Source organism: Methanobrevibacter sp. YE315 (assembly GCF_001548675.1).
Classification (GTDB): Archaea; Methanobacteriota; Methanobacteria; order Methanobacteriales; family Methanobacteriaceae; genus Methanocatella.
Genome location: NZ_CP010834.1, coordinates 1,747,664 through 1,771,733 on the forward strand (window position 1 = coordinate 1,747,664; position 24,070 = coordinate 1,771,733).

Annotated in this window: 24 protein-coding genes; 10 read left to right on the forward strand and 14 right to left on the reverse strand. The window is 34.4% G+C overall.

Annotated features, from left to right (window positions below):
• Both TL18_RS08010 and TL18_RS08015 read left to right on the forward strand, forming a co-directional pair.
• Entirely contained in the window at positions 1–948 is a 948-nt protein-coding gene (locus TL18_RS08010) for an ABC transporter ATP-binding protein (RefSeq protein ID WP_067044000.1), read from the forward strand.
• 1 nt (position 949) lies between these two features.
• The gene (locus tag TL18_RS08015) at positions 950–1,564 is read left to right on the forward strand and encodes an ABC transporter ATP-binding protein (protein WP_067044004.1); all 615 of its coding nucleotides are present in this window, start codon (positions 950–952) and stop codon (positions 1,562–1,564) included.
• Here the strand turns inward: TL18_RS08015 and TL18_RS08020 are convergent.
• From TL18_RS08020 to TL18_RS08075, 12 genes are all read right to left on the reverse strand, one after another.
• Complete coding sequence (locus tag TL18_RS08020) at positions 1,561–2,928, reverse strand: MATE family efflux transporter (RefSeq protein ID WP_067044006.1); 1,368 nt, start codon at positions 2,926–2,928, stop codon at positions 1,561–1,563. The two genes, TL18_RS08015 and TL18_RS08020, sit on opposite strands and share 4 nt — an antisense overlap.
• 89 nt (positions 2,929–3,017) lie before the next feature.
• On the reverse strand, positions 3,018–5,657 hold the full coding sequence (locus tag TL18_RS08025; protein ID WP_067044009.1) for a cation-translocating P-type ATPase: 2,640 nt from the start codon (positions 5,655–5,657) through the stop codon (positions 3,018–3,020).
• Between the two features lie 18 nt (positions 5,658–5,675).
• The gene (locus tag TL18_RS08030) at positions 5,676–6,050 is read right to left on the reverse strand and encodes a helix-turn-helix transcriptional regulator (RefSeq protein WP_067044012.1); all 375 of its coding nucleotides are present in this window, start codon (positions 6,048–6,050) and stop codon (positions 5,676–5,678) included.
• A 114-nt stretch (positions 6,051–6,164) separates the two neighbouring features.
• Entirely contained in the window at positions 6,165–6,614 is a 450-nt protein-coding gene (locus TL18_RS08035; RefSeq protein WP_067044015.1) for a hypothetical protein, read from the reverse strand.
• A gap of 19 nt (positions 6,615–6,633) precedes the next feature.
• The gene (locus TL18_RS08040; RefSeq protein ID WP_067044018.1) at positions 6,634–7,098 is read right to left on the reverse strand and encodes a DUF2124 domain-containing protein; all 465 of its coding nucleotides are present in this window, start codon (positions 7,096–7,098) and stop codon (positions 6,634–6,636) included.
• Positions 7,099–7,115: 17 nt separating this feature from the next.
• Complete coding sequence (locus TL18_RS08045; protein ID WP_067044021.1) at positions 7,116–7,565, reverse strand: hypothetical protein; 450 nt, start codon at positions 7,563–7,565, stop codon at positions 7,116–7,118.
• A gap of 10 nt (positions 7,566–7,575) precedes the next feature.
• Positions 7,576–8,061, reverse strand: coding sequence for an isoprenylcysteine carboxylmethyltransferase family protein (locus TL18_RS08050; protein WP_067044023.1), 486 nt, complete (start codon positions 8,059–8,061; stop codon positions 7,576–7,578).
• Positions 8,062–8,135: 74 nt separating this feature from the next.
• On the reverse strand, positions 8,136–10,394 hold the full coding sequence (locus tag TL18_RS08055; RefSeq protein WP_067044025.1) for an ABC transporter permease: 2,259 nt from the start codon (positions 10,392–10,394) through the stop codon (positions 8,136–8,138).
• Positions 10,395–10,664: 270 nt separating this feature from the next.
• Positions 10,665–12,362: an ATP-grasp domain-containing protein gene (locus TL18_RS08060; protein WP_067044028.1), complete on the reverse strand. Its 1,698-nt coding sequence runs from the start codon at positions 12,360–12,362 to the stop codon at positions 10,665–10,667.
• A 156-nt stretch (positions 12,363–12,518) separates the two neighbouring features.
• Positions 12,519–12,740: a hypothetical protein gene (locus tag TL18_RS08065; RefSeq protein ID WP_067044031.1), complete on the reverse strand. Its 222-nt coding sequence runs from the start codon at positions 12,738–12,740 to the stop codon at positions 12,519–12,521.
• A 76-nt stretch (positions 12,741–12,816) separates the two neighbouring features.
• Positions 12,817–15,087 (reverse strand): ABC transporter permease, encoded by a 2,271-nt coding sequence (locus TL18_RS08070; protein WP_067044034.1) that lies wholly within the window; start codon positions 15,085–15,087, stop codon positions 12,817–12,819.
• 4 nt (positions 15,088–15,091) lie between these two features.
• Entirely contained in the window at positions 15,092–15,796 is a 705-nt protein-coding gene (locus tag TL18_RS08075) for an ABC transporter ATP-binding protein (RefSeq protein ID WP_067044037.1), read from the reverse strand.
• 152 nt (positions 15,797–15,948) lie between these two features.
• On the opposite strand from TL18_RS08075, the gene hisA reads away from it, so the two are divergent.
• From hisA to pyrI, 5 genes are read left to right on the forward strand one after another with little or no spacing between them, the layout of a single operon-like run.
• A complete protein-coding gene (gene hisA / locus TL18_RS08080) occupies positions 15,949–16,686 on the forward strand; it encodes a 1-(5-phosphoribosyl)-5-[(5-phosphoribosylamino)methylideneamino]imidazole-4-carboxamide isomerase (RefSeq protein ID WP_067044040.1) in 738 nt (245 codons plus the stop codon).
• Between the two features lie 4 nt (positions 16,687–16,690).
• Positions 16,691–17,155, forward strand: coding sequence for an adenylyltransferase/cytidyltransferase family protein (locus TL18_RS08085; protein ID WP_082706444.1), 465 nt, complete (start codon positions 16,691–16,693; stop codon positions 17,153–17,155).
• A gap of 12 nt (positions 17,156–17,167) precedes the next feature.
• Positions 17,168–18,190 carry an N-acetyl-gamma-glutamyl-phosphate reductase gene (gene argC, locus TL18_RS08090; RefSeq protein ID WP_067044043.1) on the forward strand — a complete coding sequence of 341 codons (1,023 nt, stop codon included), beginning with the start codon at positions 17,168–17,170 and terminating at the stop codon, positions 18,188–18,190.
• 21 nt (positions 18,191–18,211) lie between these two features.
• Positions 18,212–18,706: a flavodoxin gene (locus TL18_RS08095; protein WP_067044046.1), complete on the forward strand. Its 495-nt coding sequence runs from the start codon at positions 18,212–18,214 to the stop codon at positions 18,704–18,706.
• Between the two features lie 6 nt (positions 18,707–18,712).
• Complete coding sequence (gene pyrI, locus TL18_RS08100; protein WP_067044049.1) at positions 18,713–19,192, forward strand: aspartate carbamoyltransferase regulatory subunit; 480 nt, start codon at positions 18,713–18,715, stop codon at positions 19,190–19,192.
• A gap of 4 nt (positions 19,193–19,196) precedes the next feature.
• Here pyrI and TL18_RS08105 read toward each other — a convergent pair whose 3' ends face one another.
• Positions 19,197–20,405, reverse strand: a complete 1,209-nt coding sequence (locus tag TL18_RS08105; protein ID WP_067044052.1) for a GMC family oxidoreductase N-terminal domain-containing protein — start codon at positions 20,403–20,405, stop codon at positions 19,197–19,199.
• A gap of 170 nt (positions 20,406–20,575) precedes the next feature.
• Between TL18_RS08105 and TL18_RS08110 the strand changes: the two genes are divergently transcribed.
• The 3 genes from TL18_RS08110 to TL18_RS08120 are packed head-to-tail and all read left to right on the forward strand — an operon-like array spanning position 20,576 to position 23,534.
• Positions 20,576–21,946: a TldD/PmbA family protein gene (locus TL18_RS08110; RefSeq protein ID WP_082706446.1), complete on the forward strand. Its 1,371-nt coding sequence runs from the start codon at positions 20,576–20,578 to the stop codon at positions 21,944–21,946.
• Positions 21,946–22,503 carry a TIGR00296 family protein gene (locus TL18_RS08115; protein ID WP_067044058.1) on the forward strand — a complete coding sequence of 186 codons (558 nt, stop codon included), beginning with the start codon at positions 21,946–21,948 and terminating at the stop codon, positions 22,501–22,503. The genes TL18_RS08110 and TL18_RS08115 overlap by 1 nt, the downstream gene beginning before the upstream one ends.
• Before the next feature lie 8 nt (positions 22,504–22,511).
• Positions 22,512–23,534, forward strand: a complete 1,023-nt coding sequence (locus TL18_RS08120) for an NOG1 family protein (RefSeq protein WP_067044061.1) — start codon at positions 22,512–22,514, stop codon at positions 23,532–23,534.
• Between the two features lie 182 nt (positions 23,535–23,716).
• Here TL18_RS08120 and TL18_RS11020 read toward each other — a convergent pair whose 3' ends face one another.
• Positions 23,717–23,866, reverse strand: coding sequence for a hypothetical protein (locus TL18_RS11020; RefSeq protein ID WP_156064644.1), 150 nt, complete (start codon positions 23,864–23,866; stop codon positions 23,717–23,719).
• Between the last annotated feature and the right edge of the window lie 204 nt (positions 23,867–24,070).

Genomic DNA, 24,070 nt, shown 5'->3' on the forward strand with positions numbered 1-24,070 from the left:
ATGGAGAAATTATTAGATGTGGAAAATGTTTCAATTTCATTTATTCAATATACTCAAGGTTTAAATCAAAGGGATTTAAAAGTTATCACCGATTTAACCCTGGATATATCTGAAGGTGAAATATTGGCAGTATTGGGTTCAAGCGGATCAGGAAAAAGCTTACTCGCACATGCAATATTCGGAATTCTACCAGAAAACGCTAACTTAAACGGGAAAATCAAATACAAAGGCAAAGAACTATCACAAGAAGACAAAGAAGAAATCAGAGGAAAAGACATAGTACTCGTGCCACAATCCGTGAACTTCCTAGATCCCCTAATGAAAATATCAGACCAAGCAATCGGACACACCGAAAGTGACGAAGAGAAAAAAGCAAAAAAACAAAAACAAAGAGAAATCTTCGAGCACTACAACCTAGGATCAGAAGTAGATGACATGTACCCATTCCAACTATCAGGAGGGATGGCAAGAAGAGTACTTGTTTCAACAGCACTACTATCCGACCCTAGACTAGTTGTAGCAGACGAGCCAACACCAGGACTCGACCAAAAAACAGTCGAAGAAACACTAAACCACTTCAAACACATGAAAGAAGACGGAATAGGAGTACTACTCATCACACACGACATCCACGCAGCACTAGAAGTAGCTGACAGAATAGGAATATTCTACTCAGGATACGTAATCGAAATCGCACTAAAAGAAGACTTCACTGGAGACGGAGAAAACCTGCTACATCCATACACAAAAGCACTTTATAAGGCACTACCAGCAAACGGATTCGAACTAACAAAAGGACACCAGCCACTACACGGAGAAATCCCAGTTGGGTGCCCATACTACGACAGATGCGAAATGAGATTTGACAGATGCAAACAAGAAAGACCTGAATTAATTGACTTGGGTAACAAAAAAGTCAGATGCTTTAAATATGAAGGAGGAATATAAAATGGAACTTAAAGCAACAAACATTTCATTCAAATATCCTTCATCTAAAGAATACATATTAAAGGATATTGACATACAGCTAGACAACACTAAAATTACAGGTTTGGTTGGCGACAGCGGCAGTGGGAAATCTACATTATGTAAAATACTTTCCGGTTATGTTACTAAGTATGAAGGAAACGTTACATTAGATGGTAAAGAATTGCCTTTAAAAGAGTATTGTCCAGTTCAGTTAATTTTTCAACATCCTGAGAAAGTAATGAATCCGAAATGGAAAATGTCTGCTGTTCTAGAAGAATCCTGGATGCCTGATGATGCTCTTTTAGAAGAATTTGGTATTCAAAAAAGTTGGCTTACCAGATTTCCACAAGAACTATCTGGAGGAGAACTTCAAAGATTTTCCGTATTAAGAGCCCTTAACCCAAAAACACAATTTATAATAGCTGATGAAATGACAACAATGCTTGACGCAATCACACAAGTACAAATCATAACTTCAGTTATTGATATTGTGAAAAAAAGAAATATGGGAATGCTACTTGTAAGTCACGATATGCCTCTTGTAGATACAATCTGTGATGAAGTAATTTATTTAAAAGATATTAATGGTGTTTAACCATTAATATTCATTAATTTTTTAATTTGCCAATCCGCCCAAATCATCGTAATGTTATTTGAAACAACTTCACCCAAAACAATACCCATCCAAGCTCCCCATACACCATAACCTAAAACAACACCTAATAAAACCGCGAAAAATATTGTAAAACCTGTCTCCCTCATTATTGTTTGAAACATCGCAGTAATTCCTTTTCCAATACCTTGAAAAACATAAGTTGAAGCAACACCAACTGCCATTGTTGGATAATATATTACAATCCATGAGAGAAAACTGGTAAGTTCTCCTAAAATCCTGGCACTACTCCCTGATGAAGCAAAAATAGAAGCAATATCCCCTGCAAAGACATTAGTCAAAATAGCTACAAATATTGCGATTATTATAGATACTTTCATGGCATATCTATGGACTATTTGGATATTCTTATAGTTTTTGGCACCATAATTGGCGGCAATGACACTAATCAAAGCTGTTCCGATAGCTAATAGGGGTGTTGTTCCAATAGTCACGATTCTCCAGCCAGTTGAATAAACCGCCACCGAATCGGTTGAACCGACATAAGCCAAAAGCGCGGAAAAGACAGCTGCAAAAAATGCATTATTTAAAAGTTGGATGCTTGCAGGAATGCCGACTTTAATGACATCTATTGAAATATCTTTTTTAAAATCGAAATTAGCTAAATTAGGCTTCAAATATGTATCTTTTTTAATATAAAACCAATAAATCAGAATAAAAATCACAAATATTGCTGAAATGATTGTCGCAATAGCTGCACCTTTAACACCTAGATTTAAAGTATAGATAAAAATTGGGTCTAAAATCATGTTTAAAATAGCTGATGCAATCATTGCATACATCGGACGAGTAGTATCACCTTCACCTCTAAAAATACCGTATAATGCATTAGAAAGAATTATAAAAACAGACCCTAAAAGAATTACAATCCCATAATCTGTAGCGTATCCGATTGTTTGGCCTGCACCCATTGCATTTAAAATTGGATTTAAAAAAACAAGCAATAAAATAGTTACGATTAATGAAACGATAATATCTATAATAATAGAATGAACAGATGCATTGTCCGCTTTTAATTTATTTTCTTCGCCGACATATTTTGAAATTGCAAAAGCCGCACCTGAGCCCAAACCATTTCCAAAACCAACTAGAATCATGAATATTGGTGTGAAAAATCCAACACCCGCAAGTGCATCGGCTCCAAGTCCAGACACCCATGCAGCATCAATTAAATTATAAAAACTAGTGATAAGCAGTGAAATAATCAATGGTATAGACATTTTTATCAATGCTTTTTTAGGATTACCCAACATTATATCTACATTTGATGAATCATTGCTTAACATAGATTATAATTAAAAACTATTAAAATATAAAGTTAATTATTAAAAAATTCAAGATTTTAATTACTCAAAAATATAAAAAAAGAAAAAGATTAGAATAGTGGATCTTTCACCATTCCAATTCTAAAGGAGTTTAAGATAACAAGCAATGTTAAACCTAAGTCTCCGAAACCAACAGACATCATCAATGTGATAATACCCAAAATTGCAAGTACAACACATAATAATTTAACTGCAATAGCTGCAGTGATGTTCTGTTTAATAATACCCATTGTCTTATGGCTTAAAGCAAATAGATATGGTAGTTTAGAAATATCGTCTTGCATCAATGCGATATCTGCAGTTTCGATAGCTACATCAGAACCTGCAGCACCCATTGCAATACCAATATTTGCACGTGCTAAAGCCGGCGCATCGTTGATACCATCACCAACCATAGCGACATCTCCAAATTTATTTCTAATAGTGTCCAATATATTCAGTTTGTCTTCAGGAAGCAGATCGGAGAAAACATGCTGAATGCCAATTTCATTTGCGACTTTTCTGGCCGCCATCTTATTATCCCCGGTAAGCATTACGGTTTCAACACCCTTATCCTTTAAATCGGCAATGACTTCAGAAGCATTAGCCCTAATCTTATCGGATACTGTAATCAAACCAATAACCTTTTCAGCATTTCCAATGAAAACAACAGTTTTTCCTTCAGCAGAATATCTATTTATATCCTCTCTTGAAATGTCAAAGGAGCTTCCTTCAATCAAGGACTCATTGGCGGCATAGAACTGTTCGCCATTGATATTAGCAACAATTCCCTTACCAGGAACATTTTTAAAGTCTTCGATAGCATCAAAAATGATGTTGTTTTCATCAGCGTAGTTTACAATTGCCTGAGCGATTGGGTGGGAAGATTGGAATTCCAAAGCAGATGCGATTTTGACGATTTCATCCTCTGAATAATTTTCATCTAAAACTTTAACTTCACTAAATACTAATTTTCCTTCAGTTAAAGTACCTGTTTTATCAAAGATTACTGCTTTAACATTACGCATTTCTTCAACATAAGTACTTCCTTTAATAATGACACCATTCCTTGTGGCGGAAGTAATTGCAGACACCATTCCGACAGGTGTTGAAATTAAAAATGCACATGGACATGAAATTACAAGCAGTGAAAGAGCTTTATAAACCCAATCAACCAGATTTTGACCAAATAAAAATGGCGGAATAAATGCAACGCATGCTGCTGCAACCATCATGATTGGAGTATAATATTTAGCCACTTTTTCGACTAAAGTTTCTGTTTCAGATCTGTTGAGTTGTGACCTTTTAACCAAAGTTACGATTTTTGAGATAACTGAATCTTTTGCCGCCTTGGTTACCTTAATTTCCAGATATCCGTCTTCGTTTACAGTTCCTGAAAATACTTCATCCCCGACTTCTTTTAAAACTGGAACACTTTCACCAGTAATGGAAGCCTGGTTAATTGAAGAGGAACCCAAAATAACTTCACCATCTAAAGGAACCTTATCACCAGGTTTTACAATGACAATGTCGCCGATATCCACTTCGTCAACATTCCTAATCTCTTCCTTATCCCCTACTTTTACTCTTGCAGTATCTGGAGCGATTTCAACTAATGACTTAATTGAACGTTTGGCTCTATGTTCGGCATAGTCTTCTAAAAATTCTGCAATATAATAAAGGAAAGTAACCGCAGCACCCTCTTCAGGATGTCCAATAATGAATGATGCGACACAAGCGATACACATTAACATTGCAGGACCAATAGTATGTCTGTTAACTAATGATTTATATGCTAAAATAGCTATTTCATAGCCTGCAATTACTGCACCAATCATATATGTTATAGTTACGATTGTAGGGTCAAATGATAACCATTCAAAGATATGGCCTAGAACAAATAAAATACCGCTTGCAACGATGATTTGGATCGGTCTGTTTGCAATCAATGGTTTTCCTTCAGCTAACAATTCCCCATCACCGTGTGCATGTTCGTGACCGTGGTCATGCCCATGGTCATCGTCATCTGCACAATCTGGACAAGCGCATAAACTAAATTCAACATCATCGTCATGGTCATGGTCATGACAGCCACAATCATCATCATGGCAAACATCCTCTTTAACATGGTCATGATGGTGGTCATGAGAATGCTCATGCTCGTGATCATGATGATGCTCATGCTCATGGTCATGATGGTGGTCATGAGAATGCTCATGCTCGTGATCATGATGATGCTCATGCTCATGGTCATGATGATGCTCATGCTCATGGTCATGATGATGCTCATGCTCATGGTCATGATGATGCTCATGCTCATGGTCATGATGATGCTCATGCTCATGGTCATGATGGTGGTCATGAGAATGCTCATGCTCGTGATCATGATGATGCTCATGCTCATGGTCATGATGGTGGTCATGAGAATGTCCATGGTCGTGAACATGGTCATGATCGTCATCATCTGCGCAATCTGGACAAGCACATAGATTTATATCCACGTCTTCATCGTAATCAATTTCTTCTCTGTGGTCATAAACGCTTAAATCAGTGCTTTTTTGATAATCTCTTAATAATTGTTTATCATAATGATCTGGGTTTTCACAGTGAATTTCATCACAGTTTGGATCCAAACAGATGTAATTGAAGTGTTCTGGATTGTGGCAGTTTTCATCTGTACAATCCGCATCATAACATCTATTCTCTACCATATTATCACCAATTAAAAATTATTCTAATATATGTTCCAAACCTACTTTGTAAATCATTTCAATATGAAGGTCGGTAAGTGAATATCTTGCCATTTTACCTTCTTTTTGATATTTGACAATATTATTTGCGCGCAATATTCTTAATTGATTTGAAACTGTGGTTTGATTCAAATCAAGCGCTTCGCAAATATCGCAAACACATAAATCTTCTATGCAAAGTAGAGAAATAATTTTTAATCTTGTAGGGTTTCCGAATATTTTGAAGAATTCTGATAAATCAGCGAATTCAGTTTCGTCAGGTATGCGCTCTTTTACACGACTGACAACATCTTCATGAGAGTCGAATATTTCACACATATCCTCATTGTTGTTTTCAAGATTATTATTTTCCATAGTCATCACATATATTATATAATGATATTATGATATGTTTATGTATTTAAATGTTGTCATATCATGATATTGTGATATGTTATTGTAAAAAAATAAATGGTGAAAAAGCTTAAATTAGCTACCTTGAAGGTAATGAATCTCTTCACCAAGATAATCTACGTTTTTAACAAGCAGAACATCCTTAGGATACTTGACATCACCTAAAGAATGGTTTTCCAATACTGTGCATTTAATAGAGACCGTTATGTATGCATCGGTAACAAACTTTGATGGAATTTTACCCGCATCATAGCTATTCATTACAACAATTGTGCCATTACCCGTAAAGACCTGCTTGTTTCCCAATGACTCCATCCATGCAAGTGTTTCATTATCATATCCTTCATAATAAGATCCAGTTTTGATGTCTTCAATAACCCTGGATAAAGGATATGGGCCTTCAGATGAGACTTCCAAATCTGTTCTATTTTCAGAACCATTAGTATCATCAATCGAATAGACTAAAACTAATGATAAAATAGCTAAAAGTAAAATTACGATTGCAATAATACTTTTATTTTTCATTTCAAAAACCTCACAATGACTATTTTTTAACCACACCTATTAATGTCCCATCGATGACACAATCAAAATCGACCTTCTCCAGCCAGCCCGCTTTAGTAAACATGTCCATGAAACAAACACCCATAAGCATGCCATCTTCCTTTAAAATGTCTTTGACTAATGCAGTTAACTCTTCAGTATCCACATCATATTTAGGCATTGACAGGCCTCCCAACAAGACAACAACATCAGAGTCGTGAGGGTCAGATACTTCATCTTTAAGCACCATAGCATATGGCTTGGATTCAAATTCATGGCATTCATCAATATCCAATAAAGGAATGAAATGGTTTTCTTTATCTCTCACTGCATAAGATAGAAACTCTGCAAATGGAGTGCAGACTCCTGGAGATCCAATATAAGTAATTTTTTGAGCATCCCCAACCTCTTTTTTAAATGTTACAAGCTGTCCGTTTAATCCTTTCCATTCATATACATCTTCCATTTTTTCACCTCAATAAATTAAACCTCATAATAATAATCTTCCTGTTTGATGAATTCAACATTATTTACAAGCACCACATCTTTGGAATGATTGCCCTTAACTAATGTATGATTTTCCAATACTTTGCATGAGAATATTTCCCGGAAATATGCATCGCAGACATAAGCTGAAGGAATCTTATTGGAATCCCATACGTTATCCATGATTACAAATCCATCATTAGAAACCCATACATATTTTTCCCCCAAGGATTCCATCCATGCAAGTGTTTCGTTGTCATAACCTTTGTAATATTCATGAGTTCTAATCTCATTTACAAGCTTGGAAAGTTTAATAGGTCCTTCTGAAGAAACATTCAAAGTTGTTCTGTTCGCATCACCAGAAGAGTTATTATCCGCATATACTGAAATAAATCCTAAAAAAGCTACAGCTACAATTAAAATTGCAATCAATATTTTTTTGTTCATTATAACCACCTCATAATCTTGGCAAGAATCTATTAACCTTTTTCATATAATCATCATATTGTTTTCCAAAATCTTTCATTAGGCGTTGCTCTTCCCTCTTAACTTGAACATTCATTATTATAATTTCGATTACGAAAATTAATAAAGCTCCGAAAGAAAACAATGCAATCAAAACACCAATATGATAAACAAATACTCCTAAAAGCATTGGGTTTCTGCAGATTCCATAAGGCCCATCAATCATCAAAGAAGTAGTCCTTGGCGCCACTTCATGATTAAATGCATCAAACGGATTGCCATTACCCACATTTTTCATGTAAACAATTGACCAAATACTTAATCCAATTCCAAAAATAGCTAATAAAATAAATAAAATCCATTGGATTGAAGTAATTTGTGCTAAACTTGGACTTCCTGAAGCTAAATACATAACAAAAGGAATTCCAATTATGAAAATAATTAATCCAAGTACATATCCGATGATATCCCTAATCATGTTATCACCTTCTATGACTTTAATATTAAAATAAGTTATATAAAAATTAATACTATTTGTTCTTGACGCAACCACTATTCAACATCTTTAAGTGCTTCAACCATATCCAAATCCTTAATCCTGCCTGAAAACATCAGATTAACAATAATTGAAATTGAAAAAGTTATTGCAGCGGTTAAAAGAATATTTCCCCAAGTTAATGTCGGAACATAATATAGGGATTCGCCTGCAGCATCCATCATTAGAGTCATGAAGTAGAATCCCAATGGAATTCCCAATACAAATCCAATGGCTGTAAATACCAAGTTTTGAGTTAATAACAATCTTCTAAGGAAGTTGGTTTTAAAGCCCAATACTTTTAAGGTTGCAACTTCCCTCTCCATTTCTGTGAATGATAGGATTCCCAAATTATAAAGAACTAGAATAGCTAAAACGGCCGCAACGACAGTTACAACAGAAACCATCATCATGACTGAAGAGGTCATTTCAGTCCAGCTGTCCTCCATTGACTCCAGGGTTGTAACTGATTTGATTGAATCAGAATCGTTGTCAAATTTTTCAGTGGTTAAAATACTTGTTGGTGTGAAATTCAAACCTTCATCCTCAAGAGTATCCGGAGACATTATTAAACCTTGTGAAACAGGTTCTGCATGAATCTGGCCGATTTTTGAAGATATCCAATCATCACTTCCAACAATATGCCATTTGATCTCATCACCAACGCTCAGATTAAACTTATTTGCAAGTTTAATTGAGATAGAAACCTTGCCTTCCTTAATTTCAATAGGATTTTTATTGCTGTCCGTGTAAGATATTAAATCCGTGTTATTCGATGCTAAAACCAAAACCGTGTCTTCCATATCATTTGCCTTAATTTCAATCGGCATCTGCATGATAAAACTGCCGTTTGTATCATCCAAAATATCATCCAACTCGCTTAAGGAGGGATTGTTGGCTATTACCAATTTTGATTCAAAATGACTTATATCCTCATATTCCCAGGTTTTGATATCATTCATACTGTCATTCATACCAAATGCCGCAATTAACAATGCTACACAGCCCATAACACCAATTATTGCCATCAATGCCCTGAACTTATTTCTTTTTGCATCTCTCCAGTTCCATCTGAAATTAAAACTTAAACGTTTCCAAAGCTTTGATTTTTCAATTAACCCCGCTGATGCAGTTTTAGGAGCCTTTGGCCTCATTGTATTTGCAGGATTTTCCTTTGAAATATTTCTACAAGTCAAATATGTTACAATAACGGATGAAACAACAAGCAATATGACAATATATACAAAACTCATGTCAAAACCGGGTTCCCAAAAAGGCAACGTATAACGTGAACTCATTGTTGGATAAAACATTTGTGGAATTACCATAGGTCCGGTAATCAAACCCAGAACGGATCCTATCAAAACTGGTATGAATCCATATAATATGTAATGCAATATTATTATATTATCCCTAAATCCAACAGCCTTCAGAATACCTATTTGAGTGCGCTGAAGAGTTACAATCCGTGTCATTGTTGTTAAAAGTGTTAAGAATGTAATTAGAATAAATAAAATCGGGAAAATATCTCCCATCATTTTATGCTGAGTCATTTCTTCATGAAACTGAGCTACACTAGAATGGTCTTCCTTTTTTGTAAATGACAGATATTCGATTGAATCATTCAATTTTTCTTTAAAGTCACTATCTGATTGGTTATATTTAACAAGCAATGTATTGTACTTAACATCAGTTGGAAATGCCTTGTAAGACAAGTATGCAAATCCTAAATCTCCAAAATCAGGTATTATTGAAGTAGGTGATGCTTCATAAACATATTCCGGAGAATAACCAATTCCTTTAATCTCCTTTTCCAGTTCCATCCCATTTATTTCGAAAGTTATGTTATCTCCAATTCCTAAATCCTTAGCATCGGCAAATCGCTTATCTAGCCAAACACCGTCTTCATCATCTATATCAAAATCGGAACCTTCACTTGGATAAAACTTGGAAATCGTGTTGTTTTCAACAAAATGCAGAGTAATATCCGGGTCATTATCAAAATCACCAACCGATTGAACTACAAACACCCTTTCAGCTTCGGTAGTGATGTTTCTTATTTCATCCAAATCAGCATCATCAAAATCAATATCGTAAATCCAACCGTCAGCAAGGTTTGTTTCATCATAAAAACTATCACTGGTCTGTTCTAATCCATAGTATTCACTACAAATGCCAGTGAAAGCGAAAATACCTAAAAATGCCATCATGAATATTGCAATAAACTGTGTTTTGTTGAGCTTAATATCTCTCAGCATTTTTTTAGATAATGACATGATATAATATTAGAAAAATGAAATATAAAAAACCTCTTTTTAATTTATAAGGCGATTCATTAAATCAGCATCATGATAAAATGATTGAAGATAACCATAGCTAAATTACATTAACATCACACATAAGATTAAACTAAACTCATTTAAAATAAGAATATACATGAAACTGTCATTAAAAAATAAAAAAAAGAAATTAATAAGAGTTTAATTATTCCCAAAATAAAGAAACTCTTTTTCTAAAATTAATAAGTAGTTAATACAATTGCAGCATTAACTAATTACATTTTTTGAAGCAATAACGCCAGCATCAATTCCATAAGGAGGGACCTCAATTCTCAAATCCAAATCCAACATTAATGCTTCAATACCTTTTCTTTGACCTGGAACATATTCATATGTGGTTTCAGGAACAAAAACGATTCCCCCAACTTTAATACGTTTTAAAATACCCAAAAGAACTTCCACAGTAAGATCATCCCGTTTTTCAACTATACTTTTATTTAAATTAACTATTACATAATCAAATTCATCATTAACATTAGCAAGGTCTTCTATAGCAACTTGATGGATACTATCAGTATCTAAAAATTGGTCTGTTATTAAAAGTCCGGTTCCATAATCTTCAATGGAATCTGCCACATTTTTAAGGTCATTCTTTAATTTGTCTTCATCCAAATCTTTAATTTTTTCTAATTCAGGACTTAAAACCAATGCAAAAGCATATTTCTCCAAGCTTCTTAAAAAACTGATATCATCTTTTAGCAAACTTTTATCTTCATTAACCAAGTAAATGATGCCGCAATTTGAATCCAAATCCTCAGTTTTAACATAAAATATTCCTTCTTTGGCCATTTCAGCAAAATCGGCTTTGAAGAAACTTTTTAGGTTAGGACTAATACTTACCATAGGTGCAGATTTGGCTATAATGTCTTCTGGAACAATGAACATTTTTAATGCCCCATGAGCCTGCAGCCTATATCTTTGTTTTACCTTTTCAAAGAAACGAACAGGTTTCAAATAGGAATCGAGAATACTGTCAGTCTCATGTTGACCTGAAATCCTATCTAAAAATTTAGCAGGCATATGTCCACCACATGGGCGGCAATTAACTTCAATAAGTACAGGACCCTCCTCATCAATCATATATTCACCATGAATTGGCCCATATTCAATACCAAGTGCATCTGCCACCTTATAAGCATATTCAACCATTTCAGCTTCAGCAATACCCAATTCATTAATGGTTTCTACAGTATCATAGATTATGGCCCCTTCATTGGTTTTTACTTTATGATATTTCCAGATTAAAGTTACGCGATGAAATCCCTGACAAGAAACAGTGTTCACAATATACTCCTCACCCTTAATACGTTCCTGAATTAAGATTTCATCGATGTCATCACCATAATAATTCTTCCTGTTGAATACATCATCTAGGGAGTCTATCATTTCCTGCCTATTTGTACAAATGCGCACACCGTCAGAACCCGCACTGTATACTGGTTTGATAACCACTTCACTTAAAGATTCATCATCATAAAATTTGATAGCCTCATCTACAGAACGAACAGGTTTTCCCCTAATATAACGAAGTCCCTTTTCAGCCAATCTATTATGCATTTCATTTTTTAATGTCATTGCATCCAGATTTTCAATAGGATTGCATAAAAGGCCCAAATCATTAGACAATTTGGATGCTAATATAACACCATGTTCATTGCCCGGCAATACCAATACAGGATCTGCTTTTCGAACCTCTTCAAGCGTTTCTTCATAAGTATCCTTTTCATAAATCATGTCAAATTTTTCATTTATTTCATCATAATTATGTTTAAGCATTGCTTGATATAATTCCGGATCAGCAGCGGACTTCAGTTCTAAAACAATTGGATTAAAACCCCTATTAATAATATCTCCAATAAAATTAATTCCTGTAGATATACAATCAACGACAATAATATTTCTCATATTAACACCTAACTGTATTATAAAATTAAGTTTATATAAAGATATAAATAAATTTAATTAAATTAAACAATAATTTCTCAATTGACGATTTTTTTTATTTATTATATTCGAATGGCCAATTTTATCCAAAAAACTTAAAATGAATCATTTTATCTTTTAATAAGAGTTAATCAACTCGGAAAATAAAGAAACCGTTTCCTCAACACTCATTTCAGCATGTTTACTAACTTCAGCAAGATTGGCTTCCCATAGAGAAATTTTGCCCATTGGAGTTACCAAAAACTCAAACTTCCAATTCTTTCTAGCCAAATCCCGTTTAAGCAGAGGATAAGTGTTTAAGAGATCCATATATTTTGAATCAGCAGTAATTTCAACCATCAAATCACCTTCATTAATAAATTGAAATCATGCATTTTTAAAGATTTTGTCACTAATTAAGGGTGAATAAGAAATCTTATTCAACACCTTTTAATGACTCCACCATGTCCAGATTCTTGATTTTACGTGAAAACATCAGGTTAACAAGTATTGACAAAGTGAATGTTATTGCAGCAGTCAAAATTAGGTTTGTAACAGTGACTGAAGGCAAAACATAAAATGAATCGCCTGAAGACTCCCACATTATCTTTAATATGTAATAACCAATAGGAACACCCAATATAAACCCAATCGCTGTGAACCACAAATTTTGGGTCAACAATAGCCTTCTCAAAGACCCTGTCTTAAAACCTAAAACCTTTAATGTTGCTATTTCCCGTTCAATTTCTGTAAATGATAATAATCCTAGATTATAAAGAACAACGACCGCCAAAAGGGATGCGAAGAATATCAGAATGTATATCAGCAACCACATTGCTTCTGTTAGCTCATCCCAACTAGAAGTCATATCCTTCATGGAGTTAGCACTTTTAATAGCCGAATAGTTCTCATCGATATGCTCTTCAGTTACAATGCTTGTTGGAGTATAATTCAAGTCCAAATCTTCCAATTTATCTTTAGACATTATGAATCCCTGTGATGTTGGATCGGCATGTATCTTATCTATTTTTGTTTTTATCCATTTATCCGAACCCATTATATGCCATTTAACAGTATCACCAACGCCTACATCCAACAAGTCAGCCATTTTTTGTGAAATTGAAACCTCATCATCGGCTATCTCAATCTTATTCCAATTATAATCTGTAGGAGTTACCAAATCAGTATGGTTTAAAACCAAAAGCGAACCTGATTTCTTTGCTGAATCCGATTCTATTTCAATAGCAGATTCCATTAGCTTATCACCGTTTACTTCACTGGCAACATCATCAATTTCAGACATGGTGGCTTCCTCATCAATAACCAATTTAGAGTCATAATGATTAATCTGGTTAAATTCCCATTCCTTTAAATCATTCATCCCATCATACATACCAAATGCGGATATTAAGAGTGCAGTACATCCAATAACGCCTATAATGGTCATTAATGCCCTAAACTTATTTCTTTTTGCATCACGATAATTCCAACGTGCATTAAATGAAAGATGTTTCCAAAACCCTAACTTTTCAACAAAGCCTGAAGATGAAACTTTAGGTGCTTTTGGCCTTATTGTATCCGCAGGATTTTCATTGAAAATGCTTTTAACTGCAAAATATGACACTAAAAGTGACATTATAACCATTGCCGCTGCAACATAAACAAAATCCATGCTCCATGCAGGTTTCCATGATGGCAGAATATATGTTGAACTCATTGATGGATAGAATAGCTTAGGCAGTGTCATTGGGCCGATAACCAATCCTAGAATGGAACCGATTAAAACTAACCAGAATCCATATGAAATATAATGAATCATTATTGATTTGTCAGTGAAACCGCAAGCCTTTAAGATACCGATTTGAGTTCTTTGATGAGCAATGATTCTTGTCATTGTTGTTAAAAGGATTAACATTGCAATTAAAATAAACACAACAGGGAAAATGCCCGCCATCATCTGATGCTGATCCATTTCTTCTGAAAACTGACTAACACTGGTATGTTCTGATTTTTCAACAAATGAATTGTAATCCCCATCTAATTTTTCAGATAATAAATCACTGTAATCATCCGGAGTTCCACTGAATTTTACATTTAAAACATTATATGGAACATCACTCATCGGAAATGCCTTATAAGACATATAAGCAAAACCGATTTTAGAAAAATCAGGAATAACTGATGAAGTTGAAGCATGATAAACATATTCCGGAGAGTAACCTACCCCTTTAATTTCCTTTTCAATTTCAAACCCATTAAACTCAAAAGTGATATTGTCTCCCACTTTCAAATCTTTTGCATCTGCAAAACTTTTATCCAACCATACACCATCATCATCACTAATGTTTAACGGTTCACCATCCATTAAATAGAATTTTGATATAGTGTTGTTTTCGACAAAATGCAGCTTTATTTCCGGATCATTTGAGAAGTCTGCAACCGAATCCAGAACTAATTGCCTTTCACTTTGGGTAGTCGGACTCAGATTATTTACCTTATCTACAAAATCATCATCCAAATTAGCTGAGTAAATCCAACCATCCGCTAAGTTTGTTTCATTGTAATAATCATTCACATTTACTTCAAGACCAACTGATTCTCCGCCGACACCAGCAAACACAAATACGCCTAAAAATGCCATTAAAAAAATAGATATGAATTGTGTTTTATGCTTCCTGATGTCTCTCAACATCTTTTTGAAAAGCATAAGCTCACCATTCTAAATCAGTGACCTTTTTTGGATTTTCATTTACAGCAATACTTTCAATTTGGCCGTTTTTAATCCTGATTACTTTATCTGCTGCTTCGGCTAAAATTGCGTTGTGTGTAACAATGACTACTGTAGTATCATTGTTATTGCTCATATCCTGAAGCAGATTTAAGATTAAAACACCTGTTTTTGAATCTAAAGCTCCTGTTGGCTCATCACATAAAAGCATTGTAGGCTGTTTAGCAACGGCTCTTGCAATAGACACCCTTTGCTGTTCCCCACCAGATAACTGTGCTGGAAACTGACTTGCATGGTCTTTCAGGCCAACGGAATCCAAAACATTCAAACCGTCAATATCCACATCCACAATGTCTTTCATCAATTCAACATTTTCTAGAGAGGTCAAATTTGGAATCAAATTATAAAACTGGAAAATAAAACCAACATTCTTTGCCCTATACTCAGTTAGCTGATTGTCATTGAATGATTCAACATGACTTCCATTTACAATAATCTGACCAGAGGTAACACTATCAAGACCGCCTAAAAGGTTTAAAAGTGTGGATTTACCCGCACCGGACGGTCCTAATATTACAACAAATTCTCCCTCATCTATTGTAAAATTCACATTATCCATAGCTTTCAAAATGTGATCTCCGGACCTATACTCCTTATTCACATTTTTAAATTCAATTATTGTACTCATTAATATTGCCTTCTTATATTTAATTATCCACTTACTAATATATTAATTAAAGTATATAAAATTTAGGTATGCCTAAATATTTTAATCCAATACATATAAAACATCTCAAAACAAAAAGTATATTATAATGAAATTTTACAGGAAAAATCCAAATGTCATTTAAAAAAGATGAAATGTTAATAATGCCTGCAGTTGACATCAAGAACGGAAAATGTGTTCAGCTTGTTCAAGGCGAACCGGGAAGCGAAATGGTAGAAATAGAAAACCCTGAACTTGTTGCAAAACACTGGGAAGATTTGGGAGCAAAAAACATCCATGTAATTGACCTTGACGGAACAATCAATGGTGTTGCCAGCTTCGATATCATTAAGAAAATATTAAAAGAAGTTTCTGTTCCAATTCAGCTTGGCGGCGGAATAAGGAGTGTTGAATACGCACGCGAACTATTGGACCTGGACATTGAAAGGCTGATAATCGGGACAATGGGAATTCAACATCCTGAAACCATCGAAGAACTCTCAAATGAATATGGATCCGATAGGATTATGATTTCACTTGACAGCAAGGACAACAGAGTAGTCATTAAAGGATGGCAGGAAAAGATTGATAAAAGTCCCGCTGAACTCTCACAGGAGTTCAAGGAGCACGGTGCAGGAAGCATCTTATTTACAAACGTGGATGTTGAAGGGCTTTTGGGTGGATTTTACACAGAACCTGTAGAAGAGCTTAAAAAATCTGTTGATTTGCCTATTGTCTATTCCGGCGGAATTACAACAATAGATGATATTAAAAAATTAAATGAAAGTGGTGTGGAAGGTATTGTAATAGGCTCTGCACTTTATAAAGATAAAATTGATTTAACAGAAGCTTTAAAATACCAAAAGAGGTAATTGAATGAAAAAAGTAATGGCGAGCGGAACTTTTGATTTGCTCCATCCGGGACATGGAGTGTACTTGGAAGAAGCAAAAAATCTTGGAGGATACAATTCTAAACTTTATGTTGTTGTCGCACGAGACTCCACCGTAGAAAAAAGAAAAAGAGTCCCAATTATTGGAGAAAACCAACGTTTAGAATTAATTAAAATGTTAAAACCCGTTGATGAAGCTTATCTTGGTAACGAAGAAGGGGATATCTTTAAGATTGTAGAAGAAATCGACCCTGACATTATAGCAATTGGACCAGACCAAACCCATAATGTTGAAAAACTACAAAAAGCAGTAGATAAAAGAGGTCTTAAGGCTCGTGTCCAACGTGTTAAAGTTTACCATAAAGATGAACTTGACAGCAGCTGTAAAATTATTAAAAAAATTAAAAAAACCAACTTTGAAGGAAAAGTATTGGACAACTGTGAAGATTAAGGAGATTATAAAATGTTTAAAGTAGCTATTATAGGAGCAAGTGGATATACTGGTGGAGAACTATTGAGAATGTTATTAAACCACCCTGAAGTAGAAATAACCGATATCACTTCAAGACAATATGATGGTACTCCAGCACACAAAATACATCCACACATTAGAGATTCAGGACTTGTATTTAAAAACAAAAGTCCATCAGAACTTGATGCAGATGTTGTATTTACTGCAACTCCTCATGGAGCATCAATGAAAATTGTTCCAGATATTTTAGAAACTGGTGCAAAAGTAGTTGACTTAAGCGGAGACTACAGGTACAGAGATATAGAAGTCTACGAAAAGTGGTATGGAATGGAACATACTGACAAAGAGAACAAAGGTGCATTCGGACTTCCTGAACTATACAGAGATGAAATTAAAAAGTCCAGACTGGTAGCCAACCCAGGATGTTTCCCAACCGGAGCAATCCTATCTTCATACCCGTTAGTTAAAAATGATTTGGTTGACAGAATCATTATCGATTCAAAAACCGGTGTAAGCGGAGCAGGAGTAAACCCATCAAGCACAACCCATTATCCAAACATTGCAGATAATGTAAATCCATATAAAATCTCTTCACACAGACATATGTCTGAAATACAACAGGAATTACATGGATTTGATGATGTGAAAGTTTCATTTACCCCACATTTAGTTCCAGTTAACAGAGGAATCCAAACCACAAGCCATAGTTTCTTAAAAGAAGAATATTTAAACATTACTCCGGAAGAAATTAGAGAAATATACGAAAAAGAATTCGGTGACGAATACTTCATTAAACTTATGGATGAAGGAGAAATTCCACATTTAAGCTCAGTTAGAGGATCCAACTTTGTACACATTGGAGGATTTGAAATTGATGAAACTGGAAGACTTGTTATGCTTTCAGCAATAGATAATCTCGTTAAAGGTGCATCTGGTCAAGCTATTCAAAACATGAATATCCTTCTTGGCATAGATGAACGCGCGGGATTGACACACTTCGGCCTACATCCTTAAAAAAGATAGGGGGAATAAAAAATGCCTACATTAATAATTTATTACTCACAGGGTGGAACTACTGAATTAGTAGCTAAAACATTAGCAAAAAATTTAAAAGCCAGCCTAGTGAAAATTCATGACTTAAAAAATCGTGAAGGGTTAAAAAATAAATTTTTAGCATCAATTAGTGCATTTAGAGAAAGTAAAACAGACATTGTTCCTGCAAAAGTTGATATAACAGATTATGATACAATAATCTTTGGAACACCAACCTGGACTGGAAATCCAACTCCAGCAATTTTGACAATTATCGACAGATGCAATTTAACTGGAAAAGATGTAATCCTATTTGCTACTATGGACAGCAATCGTGGAGATTCAAACATCGAAAGACTTGAAGAAAAAGTTAAAATGCGTGGAGCAAGAGTCATAGAAACATTCACAATTGCAACTAAAAATAAAAGCCCTGAAAAGTTAGTTAACGATACAGAAGCAATTATAGAAATGAAAGATTTAAAAATGTACACAAGGTAGATTAAATTGACTAAAACCAACAAATCAGAATTAAAAATTAAAGCTATTGAAAATGGAACAGTAATCGATCATATCACTGCAAACAAATCTCTACATATCCTTAAAATTTTAGGTCTTCCAGATTCCGAAACTATAAATGTTACAATAGCCATGAATGTATCTTCCAAAGAACTTGGTAGAAAGGACATTTTAAAAATTGAAAACAGGGAATTGGACCATAAGGAACTTAATCAGGTAGCATTAATTGCACCAAAAGCTACAATCAACATTATTAGGAATTATGAAACCGTCAAAAAGGATAAGATTATACTTCCTGAAAAAATTTCCTCAATTATCAAGTGTACAAACCCAAAATGCATTACAAATTATGAAAGTGAACCTATTACACCAATTTTCAATGTGGTTAACAAATATCCCCCAGTTGTTAGATGCCATTATTGTGAAAAATTAATAAAAACAGAAGATATCGATAAACAATTCGAATAATCTTCTATTCTTTTTTTAAGTAATCCGCCAATCTTTTAGATAATGCAAGTATTGTTAATATTGGTGGTTTTCCAGGAGATATCGGCAATACGCTTGCATCACAGACAAATAAATCATTTATTTCTGTTTCCAGATTACTGTCTACGATTTCACCAATCTTTGCTGATCCACCGGGATGTGCTCCCCTATAAACTGTTGAACCGATAGTTTTTGGGTCAACACCTGCTTTTTCTAGAATAAAACCTGCAGTAGCTGTTCCTTCAGCAAGATATCTGATATCTTGAATAGTATTAATTTTAACGACATCCCCGTCATCGGTCACATATCCTTTGCATTCATCTGGAGTCTTAACCATTATTGAAAGTATGTCCTTATCGGTTACATCATCATCGGGGATATTTGCACGGATGAATGATGAAAAATGAGGGGACAATACGAAGTTTTCACCGATTACAAGACCTGCCATTTGAACTTCTGTGTTAAAGTTGATGTCTTTTATGTATCCTCCAACAGTTACAAACGGATCGAAGAATAATTCCCTACCCGCTTCATCAATTCCAGAATTCCTTAATATTAATGCAGAGTTTATTGCTCCGGCAGACAATACTACTTTTTCAGCATTAATGATTTCTTCTTTATTATCTTTGACATATTTTACGGCAACGGCTTTTCCATTTTCAATCAGCACTTCCTTTACATCCGCTTCACATATCAATGTTGCACCCGCTTCAACTGCTTCATCCACATAGTCTTTTCCAGACCATTTTGCATCTGCAGGACAACCGAAAGCACATTTTCCGCATTGGATACAATCCTCTTCGCGAATAGCTTTTGGCATTTTTAAAGTATTGAGACCCAGTTCATAGCCCGCATCCAGAAATGCTTGAGTGCCTTTTCCAATATGGGAATCATCCAGTTGATGTACACCCACCAAATCTTCAACATATTCATATGCTTCACTCAAATCAATATCATAGTCAAGCAATTCATCATCAAGAGCACGTACCATATTTGACATCGATACTATTGTTGAACCGCCAATACAGGTAGTTGTTAGCAAATCAACATCTTCTGAGTATTTGTCATAATAATTAAAAGCGTCTTTTGAGTTTATATAAGGTCCTTTTTCTAAAATTGTAACTGGCTTTCCATCCAATGCAAGCTCACGAGCCAATATTGAACCGCCAGCACCACTGCCCACAATAACAATCATTCAATCACCAAAAATATTAACATGTGTTATATTATACTTCCTATTATAAAAATCTACTATTATTTTTCACAAAACTAACACATAAAACTAGTTGAATTGATAAATTAAAAAACTTTTATTACATATGTAATTCAAAAATATAATATTATATTAATCTTATGAGTGATAAAATGGAAGAATATATTGATTTATTCGAAAGAGTTATTGCACAAACCAGCCCAAAAGTAGATTACATCGATATCAGAACCGGAATTGGAGAAAACACTTCCATACTAATGAAAGATGGTGATGTAGATGAAATCAACACCGGAATGAGCTTAGCAGCCAGAGTAAGAGTGCTAAACAATGGAGCATGGGGCTTTGCATATACCACAGACTTATCTAAAATAAATGAAATTACCGATACTGCCATTAAATTTTCAAACTCACTTAAAGGAGATGTTAAATTAAGTGAAACAGAACCAATTAAAGATAAAGTTGCAGTGGACGTGAAAATACCGTTTAAAGATATTTCTATCGAAGAGAAAAAAGACATGATGAAACAAGCAAATGATTCAGCAGCTATCGAAAAAGTAAACAGCACTACCGTGAGCTATGGAGATAGTGAGATAAATGAATTGTTTATGAACAGCGAAGGCAGTGAGATTCAAGTAAAAAAAAGTAGAGTAAGAATGGCTTTAAATGCATCTGCAACAAATGGAGAAATCATACAATTTGGACATGGAAGCATTGGTGGAGTAAAAGGATTTGAAGTGATTGCAGATACAGACATTGAAGAATTTGGAAGAAAAATAGGTGAAAAAGCCGTTAGATTACTTGATGCAAAACCTGCACCTTCAGGAAACTTCCCAGTCATAGCCGATCCCGAATTAACAGGCGTCCTAATACATGAAGCACTAGGGCATGCCGTAGAAGGAGATTTGATATTGCAAAACGATTCAATCCTAAAAGACAAAATGGGAGAACAAATCGCATCAGACATCGTAAATATCTTCGATGATGCAAGCTTAAAAGATGGATTCGGATACTACCCTTATGATGTGGAAGGAGTTAAAACTGCCCCAAACCAATTAGTAAAAGAAGGCAAATTAGTCTCCCTTCTAAATTCCAGAGAAACTGCATCCAAATTAGGTATGAAATCCTCTGGAAATGCAAGGTCACTAATAGCTGACCAACCTATTGTAAGAATGAGCAATACATATTTACAGCCTGGAGACAATACTTTTGAAGAACTAATCGAAGACATTCAGGATGGAATTTACCTTAAAGGTTCAAGAGGGGGCCAAGTTGATACAGGTAAAGGAATTTTCCAATTTAACGCTGCTGAAGGTTATATAATCGAAAAAGGTGAAATAAAAACACCATTAAGAGATGTTTCTTTATCTGGAAATATCTTAGAAACTCTTAAAAACATTGACGCTATTGGAAATGATTTTAAATTAAGTGTCGGATTTTGCGGTAAGGATGGGCAAACCGCACCAGTAGGTGATGGCGGACCACATACCAGAATCTTAAATGCATTAGTTGGAGGAATGGGATAATGATAAGTGATAACGCTGGAAATTATTTGTTAGATTTAGCTAAACAATCAATTAAATATTATTTGGAAAATGGAGAGAAAATGGAAAAGCCTAAAGATTATCCGATAGAACTTGACGAAAACTTAGGCGTTTTTGTAACATTGAATAAAAACAATTACCTAAGGGGGTGCATTGGATATCCCGAACCTATTTTGCCTGCAATTGATGCTACAATGGAAGTCGCAATTGCCGCTGCAGTAAACGATCCAAGATTTCCTCAAGTAACAATGGATGAATTTGAAAGCCTTGATTTTGAAGTTACCGTACTGACAAAACCCGAGCTGATTATAGTAGCCGTTCCAGACCAATACTTTGAAGAAATTGAAATAGGCCGTGACGGACTAATAATTCAAAAAGGGTATTCAAGAGGTTTATTGCTCCCACAAGTAGCAACTGAAAACAAATTCGGTATTGAAGAGTTTTTAGAACATACATGCATGAAAGCAGGAATAAGTGCAGACAGTTGGATGGATGAAAGCTGTGATGTGTATAAATTCCAAGGACAAATTTTCAAATAGTGATTAAAATGATGATACCAACAATACCCACTCCACAGGAATTGCTTGACAAGGGATTCAGCAGAGGTAAAAAACAGGCTGACTTAATCAGGAGTCAAAAAATACCTAAACACTTGAAAGGTAAAAGAATTGAAGAGAGAAGAGTAGTGACCTCCTGTCAGGTTATCAAAGATAAATTAAAATCAATTATAGATGCTGTTCCGGAAATCGAAGAATTGCATCCTTTCTATCAGGATTATATTGATATTACTGTAGGCGTAGATGATATGAAACAAGCTCTTGGAGCACTTAATTGGGCTTATGGCATATTGACACAACTTGAAAAAGAATATGGTGCAAAGATTAGGAAAAATCCATCTGAGAAAGCAACAGCAATACAAAAACAGGCTTATGGAAGGATTGCATCTGTTGTGAATAAAATCAAAAAGGATTTGGATTTCCTGGACTTTGCAAAACAAAACTTAAGAAACATGCCGACAATAGACTTTGATGCCACTACAATAGTTATTGCAGGTTTTCCGAATGTGGGAAAATCAACATTGCTCAGACAACTCAGCAGTGCAGATCCTCAAGTTGCAAACTATCCATTCACAACAAAAGGTATACAAATTGGCCACACAGAAAGACACTGGAAGCATATCCAAATCATCGATACACCAGGATTGCTTGATAGGCCTGTTTTAGAAATGAATGATATTGAAATGAATGCTATTGTAGCTCTTGAACATCTGGCTGATGCAATTCTATTCATTTTTGATGCATCTGAAACATGTGGATTCCACTTGGACAACCAGTACAATCTTTTAAAACAAATTGAAAAGATATTTTCAGAAATTCCTGTAATATACTTATTTAACAAAATGGACCTAGTTGAAGATAGGGAATACCTTAACCAATATATTGACGATGAAGAAAACTCAATTTTCATTTCTGCAATCGAAGGCGAAGGTATTGAGGAAATCAACAAAAAGATTGATACTATAAAAAAAATAGACCGCAGCATTGAAGAAGAAGATGATGATTACTACTAAAAAATTATCATTTTCACTTTCTTTTTTTAAAGATTTAAATAATGACTTTGAATCTAAATTTTAACCATTACCATAAAAAACAGTATGAGATTAATGTCATGTAACCATCCATACAATAGGCTAACAATGACATTAAAGTCTAATATTAAACATTAAATTTATTTCAAATTATTCGAGAACAGCTAGAATATGAAGCTCAAAATAGCAAATATTAATGCAACTCCAACAAGCCCCATTATTATTCTTCTGTGTGCTTCAATATTTTTAATTACTAATCCCAATATTGAAACGATGACTAAAAGATTAATTATTTTCAATAAAAATAAAAACATGCCACGTACCTCCTATGTATTATATTTATTACATTTAATATAAATAATTTAATATTCAAACCTTAATGTTACAATCTAACACCAAATAAAGAAATAAAACTAAATAAAAAGCACAATCATGATTAACAATACATTTTATCACTTCAAGACAATATTGATGAATGCTAATCATTGAAACGCGACTAAAATGAAAAGATTTATAAA

Bases quoted from the DNA above. Each gene is read 5' to 3' on its own strand.
- TL18_RS08010 (WP_067044000.1), top strand. From the start codon at position 1: ATGGAGAAATTATTAGATGTGGAAAATGTTTCAATTTCATTTATTCAA.
- TL18_RS08015 (WP_067044004.1), top strand. From the start codon at position 950: ATGGAACTTAAAGCAACAAACATTTCATTCAAATATCCTTCATCTAAA.
- TL18_RS08020 (WP_067044006.1), bottom strand. From the start codon at position 2,928: ATGTTAAGCAATGATTCATCAAATGTAGATATAATGTTGGGTAATCCT.
- TL18_RS08025 (WP_067044009.1), bottom strand. From the start codon at position 5,657: ATGGTAGAGAATAGATGTTATGATGCGGATTGTACAGATGAAAACTGC.
- TL18_RS08030 (WP_067044012.1), bottom strand. From the start codon at position 6,050: ATGGAAAATAATAATCTTGAAAACAACAATGAGGATATGTGTGAAATA.
- TL18_RS08035 (WP_067044015.1), bottom strand. From the start codon at position 6,614: ATGAAAAATAAAAGTATTATTGCAATCGTAATTTTACTTTTAGCTATT.
- TL18_RS08040 (WP_067044018.1), bottom strand. From the start codon at position 7,098: ATGGAAGATGTATATGAATGGAAAGGATTAAACGGACAGCTTGTAACA.
- TL18_RS08045 (WP_067044021.1), bottom strand. From the start codon at position 7,565: ATGAACAAAAAAATATTGATTGCAATTTTAATTGTAGCTGTAGCTTTT.
- TL18_RS08050 (WP_067044023.1), bottom strand. From the start codon at position 8,061: ATGATTAGGGATATCATCGGATATGTACTTGGATTAATTATTTTCATA.
- TL18_RS08055 (WP_067044025.1), bottom strand. From the start codon at position 10,394: ATGTCATTATCTAAAAAAATGCTGAGAGATATTAAGCTCAACAAAACA.
- TL18_RS08060 (WP_067044028.1), bottom strand. From the start codon at position 12,362: ATGAGAAATATTATTGTCGTTGATTGTATATCTACAGGAATTAATTTT.
- TL18_RS08065 (WP_067044031.1), bottom strand. From the start codon at position 12,740: ATGGTTGAAATTACTGCTGATTCAAAATATATGGATCTCTTAAACACT.
- TL18_RS08070 (WP_067044034.1), bottom strand. From the start codon at position 15,087: ATGCTTTTCAAAAAGATGTTGAGAGACATCAGGAAGCATAAAACACAA.
- TL18_RS08075 (WP_067044037.1), bottom strand. From the start codon at position 15,796: ATGAGTACAATAATTGAATTTAAAAATGTGAATAAGGAGTATAGGTCC.
- hisA (WP_067044040.1), top strand. From the start codon at position 15,949: ATGTCATTTAAAAAAGATGAAATGTTAATAATGCCTGCAGTTGACATC.
- TL18_RS08085 (WP_082706444.1), top strand. From the start codon at position 16,691: ATGAAAAAAGTAATGGCGAGCGGAACTTTTGATTTGCTCCATCCGGGA.
- argC (WP_067044043.1), top strand. From the start codon at position 17,168: ATGTTTAAAGTAGCTATTATAGGAGCAAGTGGATATACTGGTGGAGAA.
- TL18_RS08095 (WP_067044046.1), top strand. From the start codon at position 18,212: ATGCCTACATTAATAATTTATTACTCACAGGGTGGAACTACTGAATTA.
- TL18_RS08105 (WP_067044052.1), bottom strand. From the start codon at position 20,405: ATGATTGTTATTGTGGGCAGTGGTGCTGGCGGTTCAATATTGGCTCGT.
- TL18_RS08110 (WP_082706446.1), top strand. From the start codon at position 20,576: ATGGAAGAATATATTGATTTATTCGAAAGAGTTATTGCACAAACCAGC.
- TL18_RS08115 (WP_067044058.1), top strand. From the start codon at position 21,946: ATGATAAGTGATAACGCTGGAAATTATTTGTTAGATTTAGCTAAACAA.
- TL18_RS08120 (WP_067044061.1), top strand. From the start codon at position 22,512: ATGATGATACCAACAATACCCACTCCACAGGAATTGCTTGACAAGGGA.
- TL18_RS11020 (WP_156064644.1), bottom strand. From the start codon at position 23,866: ATGTTTTTATTTTTATTGAAAATAATTAATCTTTTAGTCATCGTTTCA.